The sequence below is a fragment of the Pseudomonas fluorescens genome (assembly GCF_900636825.1).
Classification (GTDB): Bacteria; Pseudomonadota; Gammaproteobacteria; order Pseudomonadales; family Pseudomonadaceae; genus Aquipseudomonas; species Aquipseudomonas fluorescens_BG.
The window spans coordinates 2,796,367-2,822,636 of record NZ_LR134318.1; the positions used below are offsets into that span (position 1 = coordinate 2,796,367).

Annotated in this window: 29 protein-coding genes; 8 read left to right on the plus strand and 21 right to left on the minus strand. The window is 60.2% G+C overall.

All coding sequences use genetic code 11. The annotated features are described in order from the left end of the window. Positions 1-2 precede the first annotated feature (2 nt). The gene (locus tag EL257_RS12665; RefSeq protein WP_126368084.1) at positions 3-842 is read left to right on the plus strand and encodes an MBL fold metallo-hydrolase; all 840 of its coding nucleotides are present in this window, start codon (positions 3-5) and stop codon (positions 840-842) included. A 190-nt stretch (positions 843-1,032) separates the two neighbouring features. Here the strand turns inward: EL257_RS12665 and EL257_RS12670 are convergent, their stop codons facing one another. The 3 genes from EL257_RS12670 to EL257_RS12680 all read right to left on the minus strand — a co-directional run bounded on the left by EL257_RS12670 (position 1,033) and on the right by EL257_RS12680 (position 4,294). Beyond that, positions 1,033-2,166 (minus strand): P1 family peptidase, encoded by a 1,134-nt coding sequence (locus tag EL257_RS12670; protein WP_126362991.1) that lies wholly within the window; start codon positions 2,164-2,166, stop codon positions 1,033-1,035. A gap of 65 nt (positions 2,167-2,231) precedes the next feature. Continuing rightward, positions 2,232-3,341 (minus strand): polyamine ABC transporter substrate-binding protein, encoded by a 1,110-nt coding sequence (locus EL257_RS12675; RefSeq protein WP_126368086.1) that lies wholly within the window; start codon positions 3,339-3,341, stop codon positions 2,232-2,234. Positions 3,342-3,460: 119 nt separating this feature from the next. Continuing rightward, positions 3,461-4,294 (minus strand): carbon-nitrogen hydrolase family protein, encoded by an 834-nt coding sequence (locus EL257_RS12680; RefSeq protein ID WP_126362993.1) that lies wholly within the window; start codon positions 4,292-4,294, stop codon positions 3,461-3,463. 133 nt (positions 4,295-4,427) lie between these two features. Between EL257_RS12680 and EL257_RS12685 the strand changes: the two genes are divergently transcribed. Then, positions 4,428-5,213 (plus strand): helix-turn-helix transcriptional regulator, encoded by a 786-nt coding sequence (locus EL257_RS12685; RefSeq protein WP_126362995.1) that lies wholly within the window; start codon positions 4,428-4,430, stop codon positions 5,211-5,213. Positions 5,214-5,392: 179 nt separating this feature from the next. On the opposite strand, the gene EL257_RS12690 is transcribed toward EL257_RS12685, so the two are convergent. The 5 genes from EL257_RS12690 to EL257_RS12710 form a co-directional block, all read right to left on the minus strand. After that, positions 5,393-6,340, minus strand: a complete 948-nt coding sequence (locus EL257_RS12690) for an EamA family transporter (RefSeq protein WP_126362997.1) — start codon at positions 6,338-6,340, stop codon at positions 5,393-5,395. 245 nt (positions 6,341-6,585) lie between these two features. Next, positions 6,586-7,698 carry an alkene reductase gene (locus EL257_RS12695; protein ID WP_126362999.1) on the minus strand — a complete coding sequence of 371 codons (1,113 nt, stop codon included), beginning with the start codon at positions 7,696-7,698 and terminating at the stop codon, positions 6,586-6,588. 170 nt (positions 7,699-7,868) lie between these two features. Beyond that, entirely contained in the window at positions 7,869-10,103 is a 2,235-nt protein-coding gene (locus EL257_RS12700; RefSeq protein ID WP_126363000.1) for a xanthine dehydrogenase family protein molybdopterin-binding subunit, read from the minus strand. Next, positions 10,100-10,573, minus strand: coding sequence for a (2Fe-2S)-binding protein (locus tag EL257_RS12705; RefSeq protein ID WP_126363002.1), 474 nt, complete (start codon positions 10,571-10,573; stop codon positions 10,100-10,102). The genes EL257_RS12700 and EL257_RS12705 overlap by 4 nt, the downstream gene beginning before the upstream one ends. Next, positions 10,570-12,048 carry a c-type cytochrome gene (locus EL257_RS12710; RefSeq protein ID WP_419866603.1) on the minus strand — a complete coding sequence of 493 codons (1,479 nt, stop codon included), beginning with the start codon at positions 12,046-12,048 and terminating at the stop codon, positions 10,570-10,572. The genes EL257_RS12705 and EL257_RS12710 overlap by 4 nt, the downstream gene beginning before the upstream one ends. 87 nt (positions 12,049-12,135) lie before the next feature. Here EL257_RS12710 and EL257_RS12715 point away from each other — a divergent pair, with 87 nt between their 5' ends. Both EL257_RS12715 and EL257_RS12720 read left to right on the plus strand, forming a co-directional pair. Next, positions 12,136-13,338 carry an MFS transporter gene (locus tag EL257_RS12715; RefSeq protein WP_126363004.1) on the plus strand — a complete coding sequence of 401 codons (1,203 nt, stop codon included), beginning with the start codon at positions 12,136-12,138 and terminating at the stop codon, positions 13,336-13,338. A 239-nt stretch (positions 13,339-13,577) separates the two neighbouring features. Next, entirely contained in the window at positions 13,578-14,525 is a 948-nt protein-coding gene (locus EL257_RS12720) for a LysR family transcriptional regulator (RefSeq protein ID WP_126368090.1), read from the plus strand. A gap of 36 nt (positions 14,526-14,561) precedes the next feature. On the opposite strand, the gene EL257_RS12725 is transcribed toward EL257_RS12720, so the two are convergent. From EL257_RS12725 to EL257_RS12755, 7 genes are all read right to left on the minus strand, one after another. After that, complete coding sequence (locus EL257_RS12725; RefSeq protein ID WP_126363007.1) at positions 14,562-14,792, minus strand: hypothetical protein; 231 nt, start codon at positions 14,790-14,792, stop codon at positions 14,562-14,564. Positions 14,793-14,912: 120 nt separating this feature from the next. After that, positions 14,913-15,143: a hypothetical protein gene (locus tag EL257_RS12730; RefSeq protein WP_126363009.1), complete on the minus strand. Its 231-nt coding sequence runs from the start codon at positions 15,141-15,143 to the stop codon at positions 14,913-14,915. Positions 15,144-15,263: 120 nt separating this feature from the next. Beyond that, complete coding sequence (locus tag EL257_RS12735; protein WP_126363011.1) at positions 15,264-16,322, minus strand: DNA topoisomerase IB; 1,059 nt, start codon at positions 16,320-16,322, stop codon at positions 15,264-15,266. 72 nt (positions 16,323-16,394) lie between these two features. After that, positions 16,395-17,474, minus strand: a complete 1,080-nt coding sequence (gene modC / locus EL257_RS12740; protein ID WP_126363012.1) for a molybdenum ABC transporter ATP-binding protein — start codon at positions 17,472-17,474, stop codon at positions 16,395-16,397. 3 nt (positions 17,475-17,477) lie between these two features. Continuing rightward, entirely contained in the window at positions 17,478-18,158 is a 681-nt protein-coding gene (gene modB / locus EL257_RS12745) for a molybdate ABC transporter permease subunit (RefSeq protein WP_126363014.1), read from the minus strand. Next, on the minus strand, positions 18,159-18,926 hold the full coding sequence (gene modA, locus EL257_RS12750; RefSeq protein ID WP_126363016.1) for a molybdate ABC transporter substrate-binding protein: 768 nt from the start codon (positions 18,924-18,926) through the stop codon (positions 18,159-18,161). It lies immediately after the preceding gene. A gap of 156 nt (positions 18,927-19,082) precedes the next feature. Beyond that, positions 19,083-20,147: an NAD(P)H-dependent flavin oxidoreductase gene (locus EL257_RS12755; protein WP_126363018.1), complete on the minus strand. Its 1,065-nt coding sequence runs from the start codon at positions 20,145-20,147 to the stop codon at positions 19,083-19,085. Positions 20,148-20,368: 221 nt separating this feature from the next. Between EL257_RS12755 and EL257_RS12760 the strand changes: the two genes are divergently transcribed. Further along, complete coding sequence (locus tag EL257_RS12760) at positions 20,369-21,352, plus strand: MDR family oxidoreductase (RefSeq protein ID WP_126363020.1); 984 nt, start codon at positions 20,369-20,371, stop codon at positions 21,350-21,352. Here EL257_RS12760 and ada read toward each other — a convergent pair. From ada to EL257_RS12775, 4 genes are all read right to left on the minus strand, one after another. Beyond that, the gene (gene ada / locus EL257_RS12765; protein ID WP_126363022.1) at positions 21,342-22,403 is read right to left on the minus strand and encodes a bifunctional DNA-binding transcriptional regulator/O6-methylguanine-DNA methyltransferase Ada; all 1,062 of its coding nucleotides are present in this window, start codon (positions 22,401-22,403) and stop codon (positions 21,342-21,344) included. The genes EL257_RS12760 and ada overlap by 11 nt on opposite strands. A gap of 72 nt (positions 22,404-22,475) precedes the next feature. Beyond that, positions 22,476-23,156 (minus strand): DNA oxidative demethylase AlkB, encoded by a 681-nt coding sequence (gene alkB / locus EL257_RS12770; RefSeq protein ID WP_126363024.1) that lies wholly within the window; start codon positions 23,154-23,156, stop codon positions 22,476-22,478. Positions 23,157-23,164: 8 nt separating this feature from the next. Then, positions 23,165-23,335, minus strand: a complete 171-nt coding sequence (locus EL257_RS27765) for a hypothetical protein (protein WP_172604480.1) — start codon at positions 23,333-23,335, stop codon at positions 23,165-23,167. 27 nt (positions 23,336-23,362) lie between these two features. Next, positions 23,363-23,665, minus strand: coding sequence for a DUF1883 domain-containing protein (locus EL257_RS12775; protein ID WP_007912251.1), 303 nt, complete (start codon positions 23,663-23,665; stop codon positions 23,363-23,365). Positions 23,666-23,877: 212 nt separating this feature from the next. Between EL257_RS12775 and EL257_RS12785 the strand changes: the two genes are divergently transcribed. Beyond that, on the plus strand, positions 23,878-24,234 hold the full coding sequence (locus tag EL257_RS12785; RefSeq protein WP_126363028.1) for a hypothetical protein: 357 nt from the start codon (positions 23,878-23,880) through the stop codon (positions 24,232-24,234). A 71-nt stretch (positions 24,235-24,305) separates the two neighbouring features. Further along, entirely contained in the window at positions 24,306-24,536 is a 231-nt protein-coding gene (locus tag EL257_RS12790; protein ID WP_008082673.1) for a hypothetical protein, read from the plus strand. Positions 24,537-24,539: 3 nt separating this feature from the next. On the opposite strand, the gene EL257_RS12795 is transcribed toward EL257_RS12790, so the two are convergent. Both EL257_RS12795 and EL257_RS12800 read right to left on the minus strand, forming a co-directional pair. Continuing rightward, complete coding sequence (locus tag EL257_RS12795) at positions 24,540-24,821, minus strand: hypothetical protein (protein ID WP_172604552.1); 282 nt, start codon at positions 24,819-24,821, stop codon at positions 24,540-24,542. A 146-nt stretch (positions 24,822-24,967) separates the two neighbouring features. Then, positions 24,968-25,153 carry a hypothetical protein gene (locus tag EL257_RS12800; RefSeq protein WP_007912238.1) on the minus strand — a complete coding sequence of 62 codons (186 nt, stop codon included), beginning with the start codon at positions 25,151-25,153 and terminating at the stop codon, positions 24,968-24,970. Positions 25,154-25,411: 258 nt separating this feature from the next. On the opposite strand from EL257_RS12800, the gene galU reads away from it, so the two are divergent. After that, the gene (gene galU, locus EL257_RS12805) at positions 25,412-26,251 is read left to right on the plus strand and encodes a UTP--glucose-1-phosphate uridylyltransferase GalU (RefSeq protein WP_003182953.1); all 840 of its coding nucleotides are present in this window, start codon (positions 25,412-25,414) and stop codon (positions 26,249-26,251) included. The last annotated feature ends 19 nt before the right edge of the window (positions 26,252-26,270 follow it).

Genomic DNA, 26,270 nt, shown 5'->3' on the forward strand with positions numbered 1-26,270 from the left:
GCCTGCGTGTGCATCATCTCAATTGTGGTTGCATGTGCCCGTTGGGCGGCGCCCTGTTCGATGGCTACAGCCGCGGGCTCACTGCCTCGGTGGTGTGCCATTGCCTGCTGATCGAGACCGCCACCAATGGCCTGATCCTGGTAGACACCGGTTTCGGCCAGCGGGACGTCGACCATCCCGAACGCCTCAGCCGTTTCTTCAGGACGTTCAATAATATCCAGCTCGAGCACCGTTTCACCGCCCTCGAGCAACTGCGCCTCATGGGCTTTCACCCCAACGACGTCCGCCACATCCTGCTCACGCATTTGGATTTCGACCACGCCGGTGGCCTGCAAGACTTCCCGAATGCGCGCGTACACGTGATGCACCAGGAACTTAACCACGCCACCCTGGCGAATGGCTGGATCGAACGGCGCCGCTTCCTGCCTGCGCAATGGCGTGACGTCTCGGACTGGCAACTATACGCCCCTGACGGCGACACTTGGTTTGGTTTCGACTCGGTGCGAGCCTTGTTCGGCGCCGAGGAAGAAGACATCCTGCTGGTACCTCTCGGAGGTCACACCGCCGGCCACGCAGGCATCGCTATCCGCACCGCCGAGGGCTGGAAGCTGCATGCTGGCGATGCTTACTTTCATCATGACGAAGTCCACCTCCCCAAACGCCGATGTCCACCTGGCATGCGTTTCTACCAGACCCTGATGGACACTGACCGCCAGGCGCGACTGCATAACCAGCAGAGGTTGCGCCAATTGGCGGCCGATGGTGGCGCGGCGGTGGATATATTTTGCAGTCATGATGCGCGTGAGCTGGAGCAAGCGCTTGATGCTGAATCGAGAATGTAGACCAGAGGAAATGAGGGGAGGGCTTCAGGCGTCTAAAAAACTGCAATATGTGCCTGGGCTCACTCCCGAGTCGAAACCAGCCAGACGCTCCACTGCGCCCAGCCGCCTTAAGATGCAGCGTCTCAAGGCGGCTGGGCGTATAGCCGCCCAAATTGAACAAAGCACACCTACCTCAACACCGCTAAATCAGTCAGCCATTTGCCGCTCCCGGCCAGCCGGCTTGGTGCAAGGCTTTGAGCAGCGTATGAGAATCCAGGCCCGGCACGGCATGTCCGTTTCCTTCAGCCGTCTCGCCGGCCATCAAGGCGTTGATGATCGCTTCCTCGACCGCTTCAGTCGCGGCCAGAAACAGTTCGCTGATGTGATCGTTATTCACCATGCTCAGGTTGTCGCAGATCGGCGCTTTCTTGCTTTCATAAGCGGCAGGCGGTATGTCATTGCCGGTAGCGAAAGCGATGAAGATGTCGCCGCTGTGATCTTCGTTGCCACCGCCCGTGCGCGCCAAGCCGAGGCTAGCGCGCTGGGCCAGGCGTGTGCACTGGTGCGGCAGCAACGGCGCGTCGGTGGCGAGACAGACCACGATCGAACCCATGCCCGGATGCGGCAGCGAGGCTTTGAGAAACGGTGAATCCGCCTTTTCCATATAACGTCCGACGGGGTAACCATCGACACGCAACTCATTGCGTATGCCATGGTTGGCTTGGACGATAGCGCCGACGGTCCAACCGCCCTGGACACCGCTCAGCCGCCGAGAAGCTGTGCCGATTCCACCCTTGAATTCATGACAGATCATGCCGCTGCCGCCACCGACGCTGCCCTCGGTGACCGGCCCATCAACCGCAGCGTGCAGGGCTGCGGCAACATGTTCGTGCTGCACATGAAAGCCGTTGATGTCGTTCAGCAAACCGTCGAAGGTTTCCAGTACGACTGGCATGTTCCAGTAAAGCCGTCCGTCATCCGGCTGCTGTTCACGATCCAGCACAATCAATGCATCGCGCACCACGCCCAGGCTGTGCGTGTTGGTGAACGCGATCGGGCTGGTCAACAATCCCGCTTCACGAATCCACTCCAGTCCCGTGGCGTCACCATTGCCATTGAGCACATGGACACCCGCAAAGCACGGCTGGTGGCTGGTGGAACCGGCTCGAGGTTCAATAATGGTTACGCCGGTGAGAATGTCGCGGCCGTTGGCGGACTTTCCGCGCACATTGCTGTGGCCAACCCGTACGCCTGGCACATCGGTGATGGCATTGAGTGGCCCGGGCGGCAATTGACCGAATTGAATGTTTAGATCGCGGGCACGTGGTTTCGTCATGTCTTTCATGATTTTCACTTTTGATAGGCTTTATAAAATGGCTTTGAGTGGCGTGGGAACAGCGATCCTGCGAATCAAGTGCCGGTCTTGACGGTGTTCCAGGTGCGGGTACGAACGCGCTCCATCTTCAGCGGGAGAGGTTCTAGAGGAAATAACGTGTCCAACACTTTCCTGGACGGATACACCCCGGGGTTGTCGCGGATTTTCTGCTCGACAAGCGGCGTAGCATCCTTGTTGGCGTTCGGATAGCTCAAATAGTTGGATGCCTGCGCAATGACTTCGGGGCGCAGCATGTAGTTAATGAAGGCCAACCCTTGCTCCGGGTGGGGGGCGTCGTTGAGTTGCACCAGATTCTCCACCCACACCGGTGCACCTTCGCGGGGAATGCTGTACACGAGGTTGCGATGGTTGCCAGCCAGTCTGGAAGCCTTTTGCGCATCGGCGACACCTCCGCCCCAGCCAAGCACGACGCAGACATTGCCATTGGCCAGATCAGAGATGAACCTGGAAGAATCGAAGTAGACGATATGTGGGCGTAGCGAGAGCAGCAGCGCCTGGGCTTTTTTGTAGTCCTCCGGGTTCAGGCTGTTGTAAGGCAGTCCGAGGTAGTGCAAGGCAATGGGAATGACCTCGTTAGGCGCGTCCAGCATGGCCACACCGCACTGACTCAGTTTGGCCAGATTTTCCGGTTTGAAAATCAGGTCCCAGGAATCAACTGGCGCATCAGTGCCAAGTATCGATTTGACCTTGTCCGCGTCATAGCCGATGCCAGTGGTGCCCCACAGATAAGGGGCTGCATAGCTGTTTGCGGGATCATTGCTCTGCAACTTCGCAAGGATGTCAGGGTCGAGGTGGGACCAATTCGGTAACTTTGAGCGATCCAGCTTTTTAAGCACACCTGCTTTAATCAGGTTCGGCAGTAGGTCAGCGCTGGCAACCACTACGTCATAGCCGCTGCGGCCAGCCATCAGTTTGCTTTGCATGACGTCGCTGTTGTCGAACACATCGTACACAGCGCTGATGCCCGCTTCTTGTTGAAAGTCCTTTACGATGTTCGGGGCAATGTAGTCATACCAGTTGTAGATGTGCACGCTTGATTTTTCAGGCTCTTCGGCCTTGGCGCAGACCAGGCCGAAACCGAAAACCGCGGCCAGGACGCACTGCATGTAGAAAGTGGATTTCATCGGGTTGCTCCAGAGCACAAGCGCCGGGTCAAGAGACACGAGCACCGCTCCTGCTGGTTTGTGATTGTTGTAGTGGCAGGGTGGAAAGGTGAAGCAAAACGCAACGACGTCTGACGTGGTTACAACGCTCGCGCGCGGTCAGGTATGAGCAGTTCGCGTCGACCATCAGCGCATTCCACCTGCTCGCCGATCAGGTGCAGGCGTCGGTCTTTGAGGTAGTCGTAGTCATGGCGGGCAGTGCGAAGCAAATCGAGATTCAGTTCTACCACCTGACGACACTCTGCGCGCCCCGCCTCACACAGCGTGCGCCCAAAGGGATCTATCGCCGCGCTGCCACCGGCAAAAACGAGGCCTCCATCGCCCGGTCCGACTCGATTCACCATCACCGCGAATGCCTGGTTTTCCTGGGCACGAGCCATGATCGCGGTGCGGTGGACAGCGTCGTAGGGATCCATATTGCCGTTAGTCACCAAGATCAGCTCAGCGCCGAGTTGGCCGAGGGCGCGAGCGCTTTCCGGCAACTCGATGTCGTAGCAGATCAGGATGCCGACGCGCACTCCATTCCAGATCGCGGTCGCATAACGATCTCCCGGCTGGAACAGGCCGCGTTCCGATGGCCAGAGATGTGTCTTGCGATAGGTAAGGGCGATTCCCTGTGGAGTAACCAACAAAGACGTGTTGTAGAAGTTGCCTGCGTCACTCTCCACCATTCCCACAACCACGCAGACATCACGTTCGCGGCAGGCGCGCTGGACAGCTTGGACACTTGGCCCGCTCACTGGCTCGGCGACTTGGGCAATCTGCTGCGCGTTGGCGAACCCCATCAATTGGGCTTCTGGAAAGATCAGCAGGTCGGTATCCGCTGCGCAGGTAGCGATAGCCTGCAAGGTACGCTCCAGGTTATAAGCGGTGTCACCATCGCGGCCGGTAAGTTGTACGAGTTCAATCTTCATCGGTGATCCTTTCACGTCTATGTGGGCTCACAATTGCCAAACCAAACAGCACCCGCCAGGGCTGGATAAAGTATGGAGAGCCGTCATGCGGAAAGTAATTACATCGATGGGGTAACCCCGAATGGGTAGAAACGTGAGCATTACACTGCAGGACATCGCTTGGCACCAGGCGGTAGGAAAGCTGATCGAGGGCCTGGATCGTCCCAATTTCTGGCTAGCGCTCGTGCGCCTGCTGGACCGCTACATCTCGGTGGACAGTTGGGTCGTGCTGATTTTCAGCAATGGCCGCCCGCAGGTGCTCGCAGAATGCCCAGGCAAGGATGGCGGCCCGGATCCGCTCTTTGAGGATTACCTCAAAGGCCTATACCTGCTCGACCCGTTCTACCTGGCCAATCGAGAAGCACCGCAGAACGGTTTGTTTTGGCTAGCCGACGTGGCGCCGGAGTGCTTCGAACAGACCGACTACTACCAACGCTACTTCCGCCTCAATATCGTTGCTGACGAAGTGCATATCAACGTGCAGCTAGACGCGGAACGCACCCTCAGTCTTTCGCTGGGAAGCGAAGGTCGCTTCAATCCAGAGCAGATTGCTCTGCTCACGCTCATCCAGTCTTGGGTCGCCGCGCTGATGCGCCAGCGCATGGTGTTCGAGCGGGAGGTGTTGGAGCAAACTGCTTCGCCAGCACCAAGCTGGCAGAGCTGGCTGGATGCCACCGACCAGCAGCTGGACACGCCACTCTCCGCCCGCGAACTGGAAGTCGGCCGGCTGATGCTCAGCGGCTGCTCGAACAAGGAGATCGCCCGCAAGCTGGGAATTTCCACCGAGACTGTGAAGGTCCACCGCAAGCACATGTATAGCAAACTTGGCATTAAGTCTCAGTCTGAGCTGTTCTCCCTTTTCCTTAGTGCGCAAAGCTGAAGCCATGGGTTAATGAGAACGCCGGCTGATGTTCAATCGGCCCCCACATCTCGCGCCGGTGTGTGATACTTTTCGAAAGCGCGTGCCGGTTCGATTCCGGCTTCGGGCACCATGAATATGAAGGGCTTGCATGACATAACTCATGCAAGCCCTTTTTTGTTTCCGGTGTTTTTATTCGCTCAGGCTTCAGCCTTGACCGTTGATTTGCGATACGTCAGCAAAACAATCCCCGTCACTACAATGACCCCGCCCAGAATCTGCCCTCTGCTGAGCATTTGATCCAGCACGATCCAGCCCATCAGCAACGTGGCCAACGGTTCGATGTTCATGACCGGCGCGTTGCTTGGCATGTTCAATCGCGGTACCGAAATGAACAATACGATGAACCCCGTTCCGTACAGCACGACCAGCGTGGCCAAGGCCAACCATCCGGTTGATGTCGCTGGCAGATTCAATCCGCCGGGCAGGGCGCCCGTCAGCCCTGCGAGATTGACGCTGCTGAATACGATGAAAATGGTCAGCAGGCTGCGCACCGAGCCACGGACTTTGGACAACTTGTGATCGGTGATCCACAGCGCGCAGGCGAACACGCTGGCCGCGCAGAATGCGAGCGCGACGCCCACTAGCCAGTGCGAGCTGACGGCTGTCGTGGTTGAGAGCCGCGCGGGCACATCCAGCACAAATACCAAGCCAAGCAGGATCAGACCCATCAGAGTCGCGGTGCGTGCGGTCGGTCGCTGACCACCCAGCGCCCACGTAAGCAATGCCAGCAAAATGGGGAACACGTTGGCCACGAGCAGGGCCAGTGCTACCGGAATCCGCGCGACGGCAGAATACAGACACAAGCTCTGCGCGGTGATCAAAAGGCCCAGCAACAATTGCCAACGCCAGGCACCCGCCGGCAAGCGCAGACTCTGTCGTTGCCACAACACCAGGATCGCCAGCACCAGCAGAGTCGCGCCGGAGCGCATCAAAATCGCCAGCAGCACACCGGCACCATCATCAAAAGCCACTCGCGCTGCAACATGATTGCCGGCGAACGCACAGCCCATGCACAACAGAATGATCACGGCGAGGTAGCGGGGGAAAGGTGGCGGGACGGTTGGCGCAACGGTAGAGCGAGGCATGGCGAATCTCAATAGTGATAGCCGAGCGTGCGGCATGGTTTTTATTATGTCGTCGTACAACTATTGAGTTTGTACCGTATTCGCTAAGGGCGGGCAAGCGACCTTGGTAGGATTGAGCGCGACCATTCGCGGGGTATGGCGATTCGATTAACGCATGCGTTGGATTTCGACATCGTACGACTAATGGAAAAGGGCAATGGGCACTTTCTTGGGAAGCCTCCATTGCCCTGCAGGCATTTCACCCCTCAGGCGTGAAATGGATAGTCAATGTAGCCACGCTGGTCACCGCCGAAAAAGCTGTTCGGCTCGGGTGTGTTGAGGGGCAGACCATCGTGCAGCCGACGCGGCAAATCGGGATTGGCGAGAAACGGTCGGCCGAAAGCAATGATGTCCGCGCGGCCTGAAGCAAGCGCTGCTTCGGCGGATTCCGCGTCGTAACCGCCCGCCAGGATCAACACGCCGTTCCAGAGATGGCGCAGCTGGGCAATGATTGCGTCCCAGCGCGGGTCGAAGTTTTCATCCTTGACCGTGCCGACCATGGCCGGCTCTACCAGGTGCAGATAGGCCAGATTCCACTGATTGAGCGCTTCAACGAGGTGGCCGAACGTCGCTTCGGGGGTGTCATCGCCCATGCCCATGAACCGGCCCATCGGCGTCAGGCGCACGCCGACCCGCTCGGCACCGACTTCGTCTGCGACTGCCGCCACCACCTCCAGCAGAAACCGCGTGCGATTTTCCACGCTGCCGCCATAGGCGTCGTCACGCTGATTGCTGTTGCTGTTCAGGAACTGGTCGAGCAGGTAGCCGTTGCCAGCGTGAATTTCGACGCCGTCCATTCCCGCGTTCAGCGCGTTGCGCGCCGCACGGCGATAGTCTTCGACGATGTCGACGATTTCCGCTGTTGCCAGTGCGCGCGGCACCGGTACATCGCCCCAGACGCCGCTGCCGTTTTCATCGACGATAAACGTTTTGCCCGGCACTGGAAGCGCACTCGGCGCAACGGGCAAACCGCCTTCGGGCTGGAAGCTGGGATGAGACACCCGGCCAACATGCCACAGTTGCATGAAGATCAAGCCGCGAGCCTCATGCACCGCCGTGCTGACTTCGCGCCACGCCTTAACCTGAGCGTTGGTGTAGATGCCAGGCGTCCACGCGTAGCCTTGGCCTTGCTGGGAAATCTGCGTGGCCTCGGTGATGATCAGCGCGGCGCTGGCACGTTGGCGGTAATACTCGGCGTTCATTGTTGTTGGCACGTCGCCGGGCTGGCCGGCGCGTGAGCGAGTCAGCGGCGCCATCGCCACGCGATGAGCAAGGGTGTAGGGGCCGAGGGCGATGGGTTGGAACAGGCGACGAGTCATGGGTAGCTCCGGATTTCGATGAGTGAAATGCAAGCGCGGCTGCCAGGTGCCACACGCGTTGGAGCTAAGTTAACCGGGCGTAGCGAGGGTGATAATCCGTGGCGGGCGCCACGCTGTATTGCGCGCAACGCAACACGCCCGCGTTCATTGAGGATGAACGCGGGCGCGGTTCAGGCCGGTTGCGTAGAGCGGGTCAGCGGCAGGTTCAGCCAGCGGCGGCCGGTCGCGTTGGCCAGCGCGTTGCCGAGGGCGGCGGCCATCGGGCCCTGGACGATTTCCGCAGCGCCGAGGAACGGCTTCCCCGGTTGATCAAGCAAATGCACATCGACTTTTTTCGGCAGTTGCGTGAAACGCAAAATGGGGTAGCCGCTCCAGTCGTAACTGCGGATGCCCCCGGCGTCATAGGCAACTTTTTCGTAGAGCGTCCAGCTCGCCGACTGGACGATGCCGCCCTCGACCTGATTGCGCAGGCCATCCGGGCTGACGATCTGGCCGACGTCCACTGCGGTCACTACATGGTCGACGCGGATTTCTCCGGTCTGCGGATGCACCCGCAGTTTCACCGCGATCGCACAGTAACCCATGATGTTTTTGTAGCGGGCGAAAGCGAAACCGATGCCCGCGCCCGGCTCGTTGCTTTTGTGCGGCCAGCCGATCGAATCGCGAACACGCTCGATCACTGCACGGGCGCGCGGGTCGTCCAAATGTGCCATGCGCAATGCTACCGGATCGATACCGGCCTGGATCGCCAACTCATCGATGCTCGCTTCGATGGCGAAGATGTTGATGTGCGCGCCCAGCGAACGCATGGCCGAAGTGCGAAAGGGCATTTCGGTGACGAAGTTCATGTTGATCCGCGTCGCACCGACGTCGTACAGCGGCACCGCGTTGCGATCGCCGTCACCCTCGGGCTGGGCGATCGGCACCGATGGCGCCGAGGTAAAGGGCCGCGCCAGCAAGCGCGCCGGCAACAGCCGCCCGGCATTGACGATGCGTTCGTTGTGCGGTGTCGTCCATAGCTCGTAGCTCCAGTCTTGCAGGCGATGTTGCGAAAGACCCGCGTCGACTTCGACCACCATCGCCGAACTGTAGGGTTCCCAAAAATTTTCCTGTTCGCGCATCCATTGCACACGAACCGGCGTGCCGGGCAGGCGCATGGCGATCAATGCCGCATCGGCGGCGGCATCGTCCGCGCCGTTGTGGCCGTAACAGCCGGAGCCTTCAGTATGAATGCAGCGTACCCTTTCCGGTGGCAGACGGAGCATTTCGGCGATGCCGGCGCGCAACGGATACACGCCCTGAGTGTGCGTCCAGACTGTGAGGACGCCGTCATTGAACCAGGCCACCGCACATGACGGGCCGATCGAGCCGTGCATCAGATATTGCTTGGTCACCCGCGCCTTGAACCGCGTGTCGGTTGAGCCACTCGCCGCGCCGGCGTTGCTGATGGGATAACGCTTGGAGGGCAAGCGCTTGAGCAAGTCGTGAATCCCGGCAGCGTCGGGAATCGCCTCGCCGCCAGCCCATTGCGCACTTTCCATTCCACTGCGCATGGCTTTGATCGCTTGCCATTCATCCCGGGCAACCACGGCCAGATAGTTGCCGTCGCGGATCACTTTGACCACGCCGCTCAGCGCTTCCACGGACGCTGCGTCAAACGCTTGCAGCGTGCAACCCGGACGCGGCGGGCGAATCACTCGCGCATGCAACATGCCCGGCAGACGCATGTCCTGGACGAATGCCGCACCGCCGCTGACTTTTGCCGGGATGTCCAGACGCGGCAAGTCATGCCCGATCAGTTTGAAGTCGGCCGCGGCCATCGCCGGGGATTCAGCCTTGGCGTATTGGTGCACATCGACATGCTTGACCGCCTCGGCGTACGCCATGCGCTGACCGGCCGGGCCTTCGATCACGCCGTCACGGGTGCTCAGCAACGCCGCGTCTGATTGCCAATGGCGTGCGGCGGCTTCGACGAGCATCTCGCGAACCTGCGCGGCGGCGTTATACAGCGCGGTGCCACTGTCGAAAATACTGTGACTGCCAGCGGTGTAGCCTTCGTTGGGCGTCAGCGCGGTGTCGGCGGTGAGCAGGTTGATCGCACTGGCCGGCACCTGCAAACGTTCGGCGGCGATTTGCAGTAACGCGGTTTTCACCCCCGTGCCCAACTCCACTTTGCCGGTGTACACGGTGATGCCGTCGGCGCCAATGCGGATCCAGGCATCCAGATAAGGGTTGGTGCGCAGACTGCCGGGCAGATCGGGCGCGAGCACCACGGTGCCGAGGGTATCGACTTCGGTGTCGGCCAAAGCACGCCGCGCCACTGGTAGCAGGGTGAACGCCATCAACAGCGCGCCGCCGCGCAGAAAGGCCCGGCGGCTGGGGTTCAAGCCGTTTGCTTCACTCATGTCAGGCTCCCGTTGTGCCCGGCGACTTGTTTGATTGCCTCGATGATGCGCAAGTGCGTACCGCAGCGGCACAGATTGCCGGCCATGTGTTCGCGGATGGTTTGCTCGTCGGGATGCGGATCCTGTTCGAGCAATGACTGCGCGCGCATCAGCATGCCGGCGATGCAGTACCCGCATTGCGCAGCCTGCTTTTCGATGAAAGCGGCTTGCAACGGCCCCGGTTTTTCAGCGCTGCCCAGGCTTTCGACGGTGCGGATTTTTTTGCCTTCGAGACCGGCGCAGGGCGTCAGGCAGGCGAACACCGGTTGATCATTGACGATCACCGTGCAGGCGCCGCATTGGCCCAGGCCGCAGCCGTATTTGGCGCCGTTGAGGTTCAAGTGGTTGCGCAGCGCGTACAGCAGCGGCATGTCCGGTTCCAGCTCGAGCGCTTGCGCGGCTCCATTGACGTTGAGAGTGATCTGGCTCATTTCGTCTCCTGACGTAACGCTTCGATAGTGGAAGAGAGGTCGGCCCAAGGCTGGTCGGGTCTGGCTTGCTGACGCAGGTAGGCGGCGAGCGCGCCGAGCTGGGCGTTGTCGAGGCTGGCGGCGAACGGCGGCATCACCGGGCCGGGCGATCCGGGAATGGCGGGCACGCCTTCGAGTACGGTCTTGAGGAAATTGCGCGAGCTGGCCGCTTGCAGCGCTGAAGTGTTCTGCAGTCCGGGCCGCCCGTCGATTTCACGCATCGGTGCGGCCGGGGCGTGGCATCCGGCGCAGGCGCTGCTGAAGAGCAGGGCGCCGGAGGTATGGTCCGCCGGGTTGGCGGGTTGCGTGGTGGCCGTTGTTTCTGTTACCGAGTGTTGGTTTTCCAGGCTCAGCAAGTATTCGGCAATCGCCTCGGCTTCACCGGCCGGCAAGCGTGCCAGGCTCAGACTGACCGGGCGCATCGGCCCGGCGGGTGTGCCGTGGCCGTCGACGACTTCGGCGCGCAGATAGCCGACCAATTGCTCGCGGCTCCACGGATTGGCGCGTTGGCCCATTCCGATCAATGCCGGTGCGTTCCAGCCGTCGACGCTGCCGCCCTGCAAATATTCCGAGGATTTTTCCGCGCCGATCAGGTTCAGCGGCGAATGACAGCCGGCGCAGTGGCCTGGGCCGTCGACCAGATAGCGCCCGCGATTCCACGCTTCACTGCGTTCGGCCATCGGCGTCAACGGCTCGCCATGCAGGAACAGCAGATTCCAGAACGACACCAGTGGACGAATGTTCATCGGAAAGTTCATCTGGTTCTGCTCGGCCGGTGCGTGCACGGCGGGCCCGCTCATCAGATAGGCGTAGGCGTCGGCGATGTCCGCTGCACTCATGCGCCGGTAGTGCACGTAGGGAAACGCTGGATAGAGAAAGTGACCATCGCGGGCAATGCCTTGGCGCATCGCCCGGTCGAAGGCCGGCAGCGACCACTCGCCGATACCGGTCTGTGGATCCGGAGTGATGTTGGTGCTGTACAGCGTGCCGAACGGCGTCACCAGCGGTAACCCGCCAGCCAGGTATTCGCCACCGGGACGGGTGTGGCACACCGCGCAATCGCCGGCCTCGACTACCCGCGCGCCGCGTTGCAATTGCCCGGCATCAAACACCGTGGGGCGTTCGATCGGTGCGATCGACGGGCGCCACATCAGCACAAAGGCGCCGACCAGGCCGACTGCCGCAAGCACGGCCACGCAGCTCCAAAATGTTTTCGATTTGAGGAATTGACTGTTCATGGTCGGCAGAAAAACGCGTCGGTAAACGGCGGGACAAATCGGGTCGGGGTCATGGAAACGCTCCTTGTAGCAGCCGGGGAAGGGCGCCGATGCGGAGGTCTGCGCCAAGGCCAAAGCGTAGAGAAGACGCCAGCGACGGAGAATCACCGGCCCGCGCAACAGCGCGTTGCGCCAACAGCAACGTTGCGCTCGACGCATCACTGCGTTGCCCGCTGTACGGATTCTCGCTTCCCACGGGTGACCGTAGCCTTGGCACAACTTTCCCGAACTCAATGAGGTGTCACCATGCTTACGGGCAATCCCGCCGTTGCGGCCAAGGCCGAACAGCCTGCTTCACTCTCCGGACCGATGGTCGCGTTCCTGGCCTTCTGCTGCGGCGCAGTTGTCGCAAACCTTTATTACGCGCAGCCCATCGTCGAGCTGATCGCGCCGCAGATCGGCCTGTCCAGCGCCAATGCCAGTTTGATCGTGTCGCTGACGCAGTTCGGTTACGCGCTGGGTTTGTTGCTGCTGGTGCCGCTGGCCGACCTCATGGAAAACCGCCGTCTGGTGGTCGGTTTCACCCTCGCGGCGAGTGCCACGCTGTTGTGCGCCGGCCTGACCCATTCGCCGTCGCTGTTTCTGCTGTTGTCGTTACTGATCGGCCTGACCTCGGTGGCGGTGCAGATTCTCGTGCCGCTGGCCGCGCATCTGGCGCCGGAAGCCAGCCGTGGCCGCGTCGTCGGCAACATCATGAGCGGCTTGCTGCTCGGGATTCTGCTGTCGCGGCCGCTGTCGAGCGTGTTGGTCGAGGTGTTCGGCTGGCGCGGAGTGTTTTACAGCGCGGCGGCGCTGATGGCGGTCATCGCGCTGATCACCGCCGTGGCGCTGCCACGCCGGATGCCGACGCACAAAGCCACTTATGTCGCGTTGATCGGTTCGGTGTTTGCTCTGGCCCGGCGCTATCCGGTGCTGCGTCAGCGTTCGCTGTATCAAGGTTTGCTGTTCGCCAGTTTCAGTCTGTTCTGGACGCTGGCGCCGATTGAGCTGATGCGGCGTCACGGCTTCACTCAGGCGCAAGTGGCGATTTTCGCGCTGGTCGGTGCGGTGGGTGCGATTGCGGCGCCGATCGCCGGGCGTCTGGCGGATGCGGGGCATGGCCGTCGCGGCACGCTGATCGCGTTGTTGCTGGCCCCAGCGTCGCTGTTGATCGCTGCGCTGCCGGGTAGCGGTTATGTCTGGCTGGTGGTGTGTGCGGTGCTGCTGGATTTCGCCGTGCAGTTGAACATGGTGCTCGGCCAGCGTGAGGTTTACGCCCTCGATCAACACAGCCGTGCGCGACTTAATGCGGTGTACATGACCAGCATTTTTGTGGGCGGTGCTCTGGGTTCACTGATCGCCAGCCCGCTGTACGAGCATTTTGGCTGGAACCTGTCGGCGGTAGCAGTGGCGGTGCTCCCGGCGCTGGCTCTGGCGTTGTTCCTTGGTCGCAAGGCCGAGCGGAGCTGAATCTGCGAAATATCCCTTTGGGAGTGTGCCCGCGCACGATGGCGGTGGACCAGCCGGGCCAAATACTGACGGATGGATCGGCTTCGCGAGCAGGCTCGCTCCCACAGGGTTTCGCGGAATTTTACAAGACGCTGTTTCGACAGGAGGACAACATGCATCGCCCCGAGCACGGCGGTACAAGACGTATGGCGAACAGTGATGCACAATCGTCCGCGTTCCCTTTCGACCGGACCCCGCTTATGGACAAGTTGCTGGCACTGAAGATGTTCGTTGAAACCGTGCGTTGCGGGGGCTATTCCTCGGCGGCGCGCAAATTGGGGATTTCGACGTCATCAGTGACGCGGCAGGTGGCGGGGCTCGAACACGAACTGGGCGCAAGCCTGCTCAATCGCACCACGCGCAACACCAGCGTGACCGTCGCCGGTCAGACCTATTTCGAAAAAGCCGTAGCGATTCTCGACGCCGTCGATGAAGCCGACGCCGTCGTTGCTGACCGTGGCATCGACGCACAGGGCCGGTTGCGCATCAGCGTGCCGGTGGAGTTCGGCCGACGGCTGATCGCGCCGCACCTGAGCCGCTTGCTCGAGCGGCATCCGGGGCTTGAGATCAGTTTGTCGCTGAGCGACCAGGTCAGTGACTTGCTGAGCGAGCAGATCGATGTGTCGGTGCGCTTGGGCTCGACCGTGGTCAGTGATGACATCGTCAGCAAACGCGTAGGACATTTCGAGCGCTGGGTGGTGGCGAGTCCGGCCTATCTGGCTCGCAGCGCGGCGCTTTGTCATCCTCGGGATTTGCTCGAGCATCAATGCCTGCGTTTCGACTATGGCGGCACGCACGCGCACTGGACCTTTCAGAATGAACAAGAGCCGATTCAGCTCAACGTCCAGGGGCGACTCCAAAGCAACAACGCCGACATCTTGCGCGAAGCCGCCATCGCTGATGGCGGGGTGACGCTGCTGGCCGATTGGCTGGTGCGCGACGACGTGGCGGCTGGACGGCTGACTCGGTTGCTCGAGCATTACGAGGTCAATCCCGGCAGTGCCAGCACCTGCATCAACGCGCTGTATCTGCCCAATCATCGCGGCTCGAGTCGGATCAACGTGTTTATAGATTTCTTGACGGAAATTCTTCAGCCCGCCGCGGCGAGTACCCACGCGTATGCCGGCGTTCGTGGAAGCAAACGCTAAAGCGACAGCTGTAATCCGCGAGCGCGGCGCAAGCGTTTATCTGAATCGCGGCAGTGGCCGATCCAGAGGCTTGAGCGACGACAGCGTATTGCGGATCAGCGGCGTGTCTTTTTCAATGTCGTTCAGACGATCACGGATGCGCAGGGCGGTCGGGTGTCCGCCTTGGTGATCAACCCAGTCGGCGATTTCTTTGCAAGCGGCAGCCAGGCGCGCCTGACGGGCGTCGAGCAGGGTGAGAAGGGTGGTGATGGACTCTTTTTCGGACATGGAACACCTCCGTTCTATGAAACCTTGAGCTGCAGCAAAAAGCCCGCAACTCGCGAGCCTTATGCCATGGGAATGCTGCTCCCTCAGCTGGTTTCAGTATAGACCCGCTTTAGCGCGGCATCAGCCGGAAGACTGGCGGGCCGGTGATAATGAGCTGGCTGCGTTGAGCCGCTGACATTCGACGTGTGCGTCCAGCTCCACGTCGTAGCCATCGCCGATGAACCCGTGGGTGCGTGTGTCGCAGATGCGAAACCAGGCTGTCGCTTCGGCCGGTTCGGACTGGGCGTCCCCGGCGCGTCGACCGTGGATGATGATCTTGTTGCACTGCTTCACGACGAACAGGTCTTCCATGGGATCACCGTAGCTGATTCGTGTCAGATCAACTATAGAAGCCCTCGGCAATCGTGCCAAAAATACCCAGCTCAGCTCGTCGGTTGCCGGTGCCAATCGTGCGGGGGAAAGGTGCTCGGCCTAGGACGCGGCGCTGGGAGGTTCAAGCACGTCGGTCACTTCACTCATGCGCTCAAGAAACATCGCCAGCGCCACCTCTTCGGGGCGCAGGCCTTTGCGCGCGCGTGGTCGTGGCAATTCGGCGAGGGCGCCGAGCATGAATTTTTCCACCACCGCGGGATGGATATAGCACTTGCGGCACACGGCCGGCGTGTTGCCCAACTGCTTGGCAACGCCTTTGACCATCTCCACCACGTGCCGTTTTGCTTCGGTCTCCGTTTCGTGGGTCAGCTCGCGTAGCGTCGCCAAGGCCAAAGCGCTGCCGGCCCAGGTGCGGTAATCCTTGGCGGTGAATTCTGCGCCCGTCAGGGTTCGCAGGTAGGCATTGACGTCGGACGAAGTGACGGTGTGGCGCTCGCCATTTTCATCCAGATACTGGAACAGATTCTGACCGGGAATTTCCAGGCAACGCTTGATGATCCGCGCCAGGCGTCGGTCTTTGACGGTGATCTGGTGCTCGATACCGCTCTTGCCGCGAAACTGGAAGAGGATGGCGCTGCCGTTCACTTCAACGTGGCGGCTGCGCAGGGTGGTCAGCCCATAGGATTTATTGTCCCGCGCATATTGCGTATTGCCGACCCGGATCAGCGTGGCGTCCAGCAAGGTAATCACCGTGGCCATGACTTTGTCGCGGCTGAACCCCGGTGCGTCGAGCAAGGTTTCGAGTTGTTTACGCAATTTCGGCAGCGTCTGACCAAATTCGCGCAGACGTGAATACTTGTCCGCATCGCGTACTTCGCGCCAGCGCGGGTGATAGCGATACTGCTTGCGGCCACGGGCGTCGATGCCGGTGGCTTGCAGGTGGCCGCACCGATCAGTGCAGATCCAGACGTCGGTGTAAGCCGGCGGCACGGCAAGCGAGTTGATGCGCTTGATCTCGTCCGGGTCGGTGATGCGTTGGCCAGACGGGTCGAAGTAACAGAACTTGCCACGCAGTTTTTTGCGGGTAATACCGGGCTGGGTGTCATCGACGTAATGCAGGTCGGGTGGCAGCGCATCAGTTAACACGGTATCAGGCATGGCATCTTCCAGGGTTTGCGTAACGGTCTGTAAAACGATTGACCGCGCGCCGCTGCCGTCGTGCCGAATGATTTACGCGAGCACTGCCACCGCCTTGATCTGCGCCCAGAGCCGCTGGCCAGGGCGCACAGCCAATTGATCGCGGGAAAACCGGGTAATCCGCGCCAGCAGCGGCGTGCCCCCGGCGTCGAGACGGATCAACACATGGGCAGAGTTATCTGCCGCCTGTTCGCTGACGACGGTCACCGGCAGGCGATTGAGGATGCTGCTCGATTCGCTGTTGTGCAGCGCCAGACTGATGTCCCGCGCGTGGACTTTGCAGCGCAGCGCCTGGCCCAGCGCCATCGGCGCGTGGGTCACGCGAATGTTCATCTCGGTCGCCGGAAGTTGCAGGCTCAGCAATTGATAGTCCGCATCGTAAGCGCTGACCTGGCCTTCAATGATTACGCCCGCGTCATCGCCCATCGCCAAGGGCAGATCCAGCCGCGCGAGGGTTTCCGCGATGGGGCCGCTGGCCAGCGTTTTGCCGTCGCGCAGCAGCACCAGATGATCGGCCAGCCGGGCAACTTCATCCTGCGCGTGGCTGACGTAGAGCACCGGAATATCCAGTTCATCGTGCAGGCGTTGCAGGTACGGCAGGATTTCGCTTTTGCGCCGACTGTCCAGCGCCGCCAGCGGCTCATCCATCAACAACAGTTTCGGGCTGGTCAACAATGCGCGGGCAATGCCGATGCGCTGGCGTTCCCCGCCGGACAAATGTTGCGGATGACGCTCAAGCAAATGACCGATGCCGAGCAATTCGGTGGCTTGGTTCAGGTCGACTCGCCGCTGCGATCGGGCGATGCGCTTGAGGCCAAATTGCAGATTGGCCAGCACCGACAGGTGCGGGAACAGGCTGGCCTCTTGAAACACGTAACCCAGTGCACGTTTGTGCGGCGGCAGGAAAATGCCTTTTTCGCTGTCTTGCCAGACTTCATCATTGATCTGTACGAAGCCGTATTCGGCACGCTCCAGACCGGCAATGCAGCGCAAGCAAGTGGTTTTGCCCGAGCCGGAGTCGCCGAACAGCGCAGAAACGCCACGCCCCGGTAAACACAGATCAACGTCCAGCGTGAAGTCGGGATACGTCAGGTTCAGGCGTGCATCAATCATCGATCAGCTCCAGCCAGCGCGAGTCTTGCGGCTGGAATACAACGCCAGCAACACCAAAAACGAGAACACCAGCATCGCCCCGGCCAGCCAATGCGCTTGAGCGTATTCCATGGCTTCGACGTGATCGTAAATCTGTACCGAAACCACGCGGGTCTTGTCGGGAATATTGCCGCCGATCATCAGCACCACACCGAATTCGCCGACGGTGTGGGCGAATCCAAGGATCGCGGCGGTGATAAATCCCGGGCGGGCCAGCGGCAGGATCACGCTGAAAAACGTGTCCCACGGGTTGGCGCGCAAGGTCGCGGCCACCTCCAGCGGGCGCGTGCCAATCGCCGAGAATGCGTTTTGCAGCGGTTGCACCACGAACGGCATCGAGTAGATCACCGAGCCAATCACCAGACCGGTGAAGCTGAACGTCAGCGTACCGAGGCCCAGCCACTGCGTGAACTGACCGAGAAAACCGTGCGGCCCCATCATCAGCAGCAGATAAAAGCCAATGACGGTGGGCGGCAGCACAAGGGGCAGGGCGACGATGGCGCCGATCGGACCGCGCAGCCACGAACGGCTGCGCGACAACCACAGGGCAATTGGCGTGCCGATGACCAGCAGGATCACAGTCGTCAGTGACGCCAGTTTCAGCGTCAGCCAGATCGCCGCGAAATCGGCACTCGTCAGCGACATTTAGAGTTGATAGCCGTAGGACTTGATCACCGCCGCGGCTTTCGGACCTTTGAGGTATTCAACCAGAGCTTTGGCGGCGGCGTTGTCCTTGCCCTTGTTCAGAATCACCGCGTCCTGTTTGATCGGATCGTGCAGATTGGCCGGGACGATCCACGCCGAACCGCTGCTGACTTTGCCATCCTTGAAAATCTGCGAAAGGGCGACGAAACCCAATTCGGCGTTGCCGGTGGAAACGAATTGATAGGCCTGGGTAATGTTCTGACCTTCAACGATCCTGGTTTTGGTCGCTTCGCTAAGTTTGAGTTTTTCCAGCACTTGCGTGGCAGCCAGCCCATAAGGCGCGGCTTTTGGGTTGGCGATTGCCAAGTGTTGGAATTGGTTGTTCTTCAATACGTCGCCGTTGGCGTCGATGTAACCTTCTTTTGCCGACCACAGCGCCAGCGTGCCAATGGCGTAGGTAAAGCGCGAACCCTTGACGGTCTCGCCTTCCTTTTCGAGTTTTTCAGGCGTCGTATCATCCGCCGCGAGAAACACTTCGAACGGCGCGCCATTCTTGATCTGGGTGTAGAACTGGCCCGTGGCACCGTAGGCGGCGACCAGTTTGTGCCCGGTGTCTTTTTCGAAATCAGCGGCGATGGCTTGGATCGGAGCGGTGAAATTCGCCGCAACAGCCACCTGCACTTCATCAGCCTGAGCCGCGCCAACGGCGAAGACGGCGAGTAATGTGGTCATGCCGGTAGACGCAAAACGTGGAAAACCGATCTTCATGTAACAGCTCCGTTGGTGGCGGGGGCGCAAGCAAAGTTCTCTGCCATGGAATGCGCCGATGCCGGGGGTGAATTCGCTATATAGGCAAATATATAGCGAAACCCCGGCAAACGGGAAGGCTTGGCTGGGATGCGCCTGAATATGCGCTGCGGAGGGTCAGCGGCGAGCCAGTTTTTCCAGGGCGCCTTCGGCCAACAGTCGAGTCAGTTCGGCGCTGCCAATGTCCTTGCCCAGCGTCAGCGCCTGACCGGCCCAGAGGTTGGCGAACTGCGCATCATCTTTCGCCCGCAGCGGCATCAAGGCACCGCCGGCAAGAGGGAAAGCCGGGGCGTGCGCCGACATCGGCCCCAGTTCGCGCATGACCCGATTGAGAATGCCCCGCGCAGGTCGCCCGGTGAAAATGTTGGTGATCGCAGTCTCACTTTCCTTCGCCGATCGCAGCGCCTGGTGATGCGCAGCGCTGACTTTTGCTTGCGGGGTGAACAGGTACGCGGTGCCGACCTGGACCGCCGATGCCCCAAGCATGAACGCCGCCGCCACACCCCGTGCGTCGGCGATTGCCCCCGCAGCAATCACCGGAACGCTCACCGCATCGACCACCTGCGGCACCAGCGCAAATGTCCCGACCTGGCTGCTCAGATCATCACTGAGAAACATCCCGCGATGGCCGCCCGCTTCATAGCCCATGGCAATAATCGCATCACAGCCGTTCTGTTCGAGCCAGCGGGCCTCATCGACCGTGGTCGCCGAAGAAATGATTTTCGCCCCCGTTGCCTTGACCCGATCCAGCAAGGTCTTTTCCGGCAGGCCGAAATGGAAACTCACCACTTCAGGACGAAATTCCTCGAGCACGGCACAAGCCGCCGCATCAAACGGGGCACGGTTGGAGACCGGTGTCGGCGCATCGAAATCGGCACCCAGTTCGCGGTAGTAAGGCTCCAGCAGGCTTTTCCATTCGATGGCGCGTTGCTCATCGGCGGCGGGCGGTTGATGGCAGAAGAAATTCACATTGAACGGCTTGTCGGTGTGCTGCCGAATCGTCGTCAGTTCTGCGCGCAATTGCTCGATGCTGAGCATTGCCGCCGGCATCGAACCGAGGCCGCCGGCATTGCACACCGCAATCACCATCGACGAATTGGTGGCACCGGCCATCGGGCCTTGGATGATCGGCAACTCAATGCCAAACAGATCGAGAATGCGGGTATCTGGCCATTGGCTCATGAAAACGGTTCTCCGAACGACGAAGCGGGCAGGGACGGCAAAGCGGGTTTTTTACAGGTAAACAGGATCCGCAGCCAGTTTGAAATTGAGAAGATCTTTTGCAGTTTTTGCAGCGCCGAAGGCAGCCGCCGCCAGCGATTGGCGCAAAGTCGAGTGTGGCAATGTGTTGCGATGTGCTATTTCAATGCATGCTTTCATTTCAACATTTACGAGAGGCCGTCATGTTCAACGCCATTTTGATCGACAAAGACGACAGCGGTTATCGCGCCAATCTCCAGCAAGTCGCGGAGGAGCAATTGCCCGAAGGCAACGTCACCGTGAACGTGGCGTACAGCACTTTGAATTTCAAGGACGGTCTGGCGATTACCGGCAGCAGCCCGGTCGTGCGCAAGTTCCCGATGGTGCCGGGGATTGATCTGGCGGGGACCGTCGAATCCAGTTCGCATCCGGACTATCAGGCGGGCGATCAGGTCGTGCTCAACGGCTGGGGTGTCGGCGAAAACCACTGGGGTGGATTGGCACAAAAGGCCCGGCTGAATGGCGATTGGCTGATCCCGCTGCCCAAGGCTTTCACAGCGGCGCAGGCCATGGCCATCGGCACGGCGGGTTATACGGCGATGTTGTGCATTCTGGCGCTGGAGCGTCACGGCGTGACCCCGGATCAGGGCGAAGTGCTGGTCACCGGCGCGAATGGCGGCGTCGGCGGTTTTGCCATTGCGCTGCTCAGCAAGCTTGGCTATCAGGTGGTCGCGTCCACTGGCCGGGTGTCCGAGCATGAATACCTCAAGCGCTTGGGCGCCGTTGAAATCATCGACCGATCGACCCTCTCGGAGCCGGGCAAACCGTTGGCCAAAGAACGTTGGGCGGCGGTTGTTGACTCGGTCGGCAGCCACACGTTGGCCAACGCCTGCGCCAGCACCCGTTCCGAAGGCGTGGTCGCCGCGTGCGGACTGGCGCAGGGCATGGACTTTCCGGCATCGGTGGCGCCGTTCATTTTGCGCGGGGTGACGCTGGCCGGGATCAACAGTGTGACCCAGCCCAAGGCGCGTCGAATTGAAGCCTGGGATCGACTGGCGACGGATTTGGACGTTGCGCTGCTGGCGCTGATCAGTCACGAAATCAGTCTGAGCGAAGCGATTGAAGCCGCGCCGAAGCTGCTCGCCGGGCAACTGCGGGGGCGGGTGGTGGTCGACGTCAATCGTTGAGTTCACGCTCGAGCAATTGGCGTTTGCGCTCGACACCCCAGCGGTAGCCGGAAAGATTGCCGTCGCTGCGCACCACGCGGTGGCAGGGGATCGCGACCGCCAGGCGGTTGGCGCCGCACGCCTGGGCCACCGCGCGCATCGAGGTCGGTGCGCCGATGCGCTGCGCAATCTCGGCGTAACTGGCGGTGCTGCCCACCGGAATTTCGCGCAGTGCCTGCCAGACACGCTCTTGGAAGGCTGTGCCGCGAATGTCCAGCGGCAGGTCAAGGCCGATTGCCGGTGACTCGATGAAGCCAACCACGCTGGCGACCAGTTGTTCAAACGGGTGATCAGCGCCGATCAGGTTGGCGTTGCGAAACTGATCCTGCAGATCGCAGACCAGTTGGTGCGGATCGTCACCCAGCAGAATTGCGCAGATACCGCGCGCGCTTTGCGCCACCAGAATCGCCCCGAGCGAGCATTGCCCGACGGCAAAGCGGATGTCGTTGTGCTGCCCGGCGGCGCGGTAGTCGGTCGGCTTCATGCCCAGCAGTTGATCGGCGCAATGGTAAAAACGCCCGTTGGAACCGAAGCCTGCGTCGTACAGCGCCTCGGTCACGGAACCGCCTTCAGCGAGGCGGGCGCGCACTTTGCGCGAGCGATGCGCGCTGGCGTAGGCCTTGGGTGTAAGGCCCGTCGCGGCTTTGAATACGCGGTGGAAATGAAACGGACTGAGGCCGGCGCTCGCCGCGAGGCTGTTCAGTGTCGGTGAGGTTTGCGCAGCTTCTATATGGCGGCACGCTGCAGCGATAATCGCCGCCTGATGCGCATCGTTCTGATCCTTGCTGGCGCGTTTGCTCGGCCGGTATCCCGCCGCTTCGGCCAATTCGGCGCTGGCGAAAAATTCGACATTTTCTGGTTTGGGCAGGCGCGCAAGGCTGCTGGGCCGGCAGTAGATTCCGGTGGTTTTTACCGCATAGACAAAGTGCCCGTCTGCCCGCGGGTCGCGCGCGACCACAGCCGCCCAGCGCGGATCGTCTTCAATGCTGATCGAGTTCGAAAGCGTGTCCATGGGGAATAATCCGTTGACCTGTTTGATTCAGGTTAACCAGCATCGTAGCTGACGACACTCCGCACCTTGCGGTCAAACTTTTGCCAGCGCTCCGGCGACACGAAAGGTCAGGTTGATACGTCGTTCGCCCAGGCGCGGATGATGGCCGGGTTTGATCGGCAGCACGCCGTGAAAGCGCAAGCGGTCGACGCCGCCCCAGACCACCATATCGCCATGCAGCAGCGGGATTCGTTGGCTTTTGTCGCTGCGTTCGAAACCGCCAAACAGAAACATTGCTGGCAGCCCCAGCGACAGCGAAACGATCGGCGCCGCGTAGCCCTTTTCGTCCTTATCCTGATGCAACGACATCTTGGCGCCGGGGACATATTGATTGATCAGGCAGGAATCGGCCTGGAAAGCGCTGAATCCTGCACGCTCCGCGGCCGACTGAGCCAGATCGGCAAACACCGCCGGCATCGTCGGCCACGGCAAACCGCTGCGTGGATCGACGCTTGAATAGCGATAACCGCTGCGATCGGTAATCCAGCCCAGATTCCCGCAACTGCTGGTGCCGACCGACATGCTGAAGCCGCCGGGCGTGACCATGTGACGAAGCGGGGCGGCGACGAGAATGGCCTCAAGCTCCGTCAGCAATTGATCGACGCACGGCAAAGCGAAGCCCCGCAGCACCCACGATTGCTCGCCAATCTGCTCGGCCCGGGCTTGCTGTACGGGTTCGTTATCGGCGAACAAGTCGAATGTGGTCGGTTGCATGGTGTCGGTTACAGCGCTTTGCTGACCTTGATGTCAGTGACTTCTTCCTCGGTGTGCAGCTTTTGCAGCGCCGCTTTCGCTTCCTCGGCAGTACCGGTCTCGAGCTCGGCGAAGTCGAAACGCTGCTCACCGTCCAGCTTGTATTTGATGACGTATTTGGTCTTTTGGTCCACGGTCATGTTTTCCTTTCAGATAGTCGGCGCGCTTCAGCTGAGCTTGGTACTGGAGCGACGGATGATCTTGATCGAGTGGGTCAGCGTCGGCTTGCGCGTCACGCTGATCGCACGGCGGTTCACGGTATCGATGGTGATATTCCAGAAACCGGTGCTCGGCGCGGTAATGCGCGCCGGGAAGGTGTCGAATGCGCCGCCGTGATAGGTGTGACGGCCGCCATTTTTGAAGCTGCGGAAGTTGGCGTCGTTCATCAGACGAATGTTGCACATTTGCGAGCATTGGATGACGACGATGTCGTCTTCGTTGAGGTGCTCGCGCTGGTGAATAAATTTCATGGGCGCCTCCAGAAGGGCTTTTTCTACAAAAATCAGAACGATAGCTTGTCGATTGGCGCAGTTTATCAGCCCGCACGGGTTATTATCTGGCCGTCGGGCGATGGTTTGACACTTTTCGAACAGATATTCGCGATTGGATGCGGGTTAAATACAGGCGGCCCCGGAGAAAAACAGCATTTGTGCTGTCGGACGGTCTTTAACGGAGGTTTTGTATGAAGTGGGGCGTGGTTTGTCTGCCGTTGGTTCTGATGTTGGGTGGTTGTGCGAACGTTTCGGAAATCAACGAGACACTGCCGACCATGAGTGTGATCTCCGGCAAGAAGCCCCATGAATATGCGCAGTGCCTGACCGATCAGCTCGCCAGTAGCCGCGGTGCGCTGCAAGTGCAGCCGCAGAAGGACGGGGTTCGCGTAATCGTCCCGGGCAAATTGTCCTCAGGCCCGGCCGCCGTATTTGATATCGAAGATCGTTCCGGCGGTAGCAGCATCAAGCTGCACGAGCGTATGTCCAATGTGCCGGTTCGCCCCCGCGATGTGCAGAAGGCCGCCACCGCGTGTATTTCCGGCTGATAGACTGTTCGCTATCAGCACCGATGCCGTCACAGTGATGCTGTGGCGGCATTTTCATTTCTGGAGTCGCGATGAAGCGAGAGCAAGTACGGGAGCGCCACGTCGAGGGCCTGATTTCAGCCACCCATGTGATTCAGAACCCGGCCAATCCGGGCGAATGGATCGTGTTTTTCAAGAAGAGCGCCGGGCGCAGCTATTTTCTGGTGGACGATAACGACGAGGTCGAGTCGTTCAATCGCCTCGACGATCTGATCGAAGTGGTGCGCGGTCTGGGCATCAAGTTTGCCGAAATCCACATGTAGCGGCTATTTGCAGACCACCACGACGCTGCGGTTTTTGAAGTTGCCGACGTCGACGCCCAAGGTTTTGTCGTCTTCCTTGGGATGCGGCGTGCCGTCGGTGCCAACGATGCGATAACCGGTGCCGGCGCAGGATGCATCGGCTTTTTCGTAGCAGGTGGCCCAGGAATTGGCTTCACCGGAGCAATCGATGCTCAGGCCCTGCTCGCCGTTGTTCAGGTAGGTGGGCTGGGAAGTGGCGCAGCCGCTCAGTGCCAGTATCGCGATCAGGGGCAGCAATTTGTTCATGTTCATGGTCTGTGTCGTCTTCAGCTAGGGGGACTAGACGCTCTGACAGCGCCACGATGAAAAGGTTATAGCGATTGGCCACTTGTTTGCACGCAAGCATAAAAAAGCCCTGCACAACGGCAGGGCTCCGGGCGAATCAACGCGGGTCAGTCCTGATCTTTGCCACGACGCTTGGCCGATGCAGGCGTGTCAGTGAACACCGATGCCACATCAGTCGCCATCTGCTCGCTGTCGAAAGGCCCGGCGATGTGTTCGCCGTTAGTGGTGGTCAGCGTCCACTTGCCGTCTTTCTTGTCGATAACATACCCATTGATGATTTTTACCGCGGCCATCTCTCTGTCTCGTTCGCTGGTTCAAAGTCGCCATGATACCGGCAAATGCACGCATCGGGGGGCGATGAGCGTATGGTGATCGAGTTTGCCGGCAGCTTTGAGCTACGCTGATCTGGCCGCACGAAAAGTCGGATGGAACTATCGACGAGAATATTTCTCTATGATGGCATCGGTTAGCCAGTGCGGGGCATTGTAAGGTGCACGCCGCCTGATTAGACTGCGCCGAAACTCGTACACACAGCCTTTTCAAGGACTTATATGATCAAGAAATGCTTGTTCCCAGCAGCCGGTTACGGTACTCGCTTCCTGCCAGCGACTAAAGCCATGCCTAAAGAAATGCTGCCGGTGGTAAACAAGCCACTGATCCAGTACGGCGTTGAAGAAGCTCTGGATGCTGGTCTGACGGAAATCTCCATCGTTACCGGTCGTGGCAAGCGCGCTTTGGAAGACCACTTCGACATCAGCTACGAGCTGGAAAACCAGATCAAGGGCACCGACAAGGAAAAATACCTGGTCGGCATCCGTAAATTGCTCGACGAGTGCTCGTTCTCGTACACCCGTCAGACTGAAATGAAAGGCCTGGGTCACGCGATCCTCACCGGCCGTCCGCTGATCGGTGACGAGCCGTTCGCCGTGGTACTGGCGGACGACCTGTGCGTCAACCTCGAAGGCGACGGCGTACTGACCCAGATGGTCAAGCTGTACAAGCAGTTCCGCTGCTCGATCGTCGCCATCCAGGAAGTCGATCCGCAGGAAACCAACAAGTACGGCGTTATCGCTGGCGAGATGATCCGTGACGACATCTATCGCGTGCACAGCATGGTCGAGAAACCAAAACCGGAAGATGCGCCGTCGAACCTGGCGATTATCGGCCGTTACATCCTCACCCCGGACATCTTCGATCTGATCGAGCAGACCGAGCCAGGCAAGGGCGGCGAAATCCAGATTACCGATGCCCTGATGAAACAAGCCCAGAACGGCTGCGTCATGGCCTACAAGTTCAAAGGCAAGCGTTTCGACTGCGGTGGCGCTGAAGGCTACATCGACGCGACCAACTTCTGCTTCGAAAACTTCTACAAGACTGGCAAAGCTTACTGATAGCGTCTGCCCGCTCTGC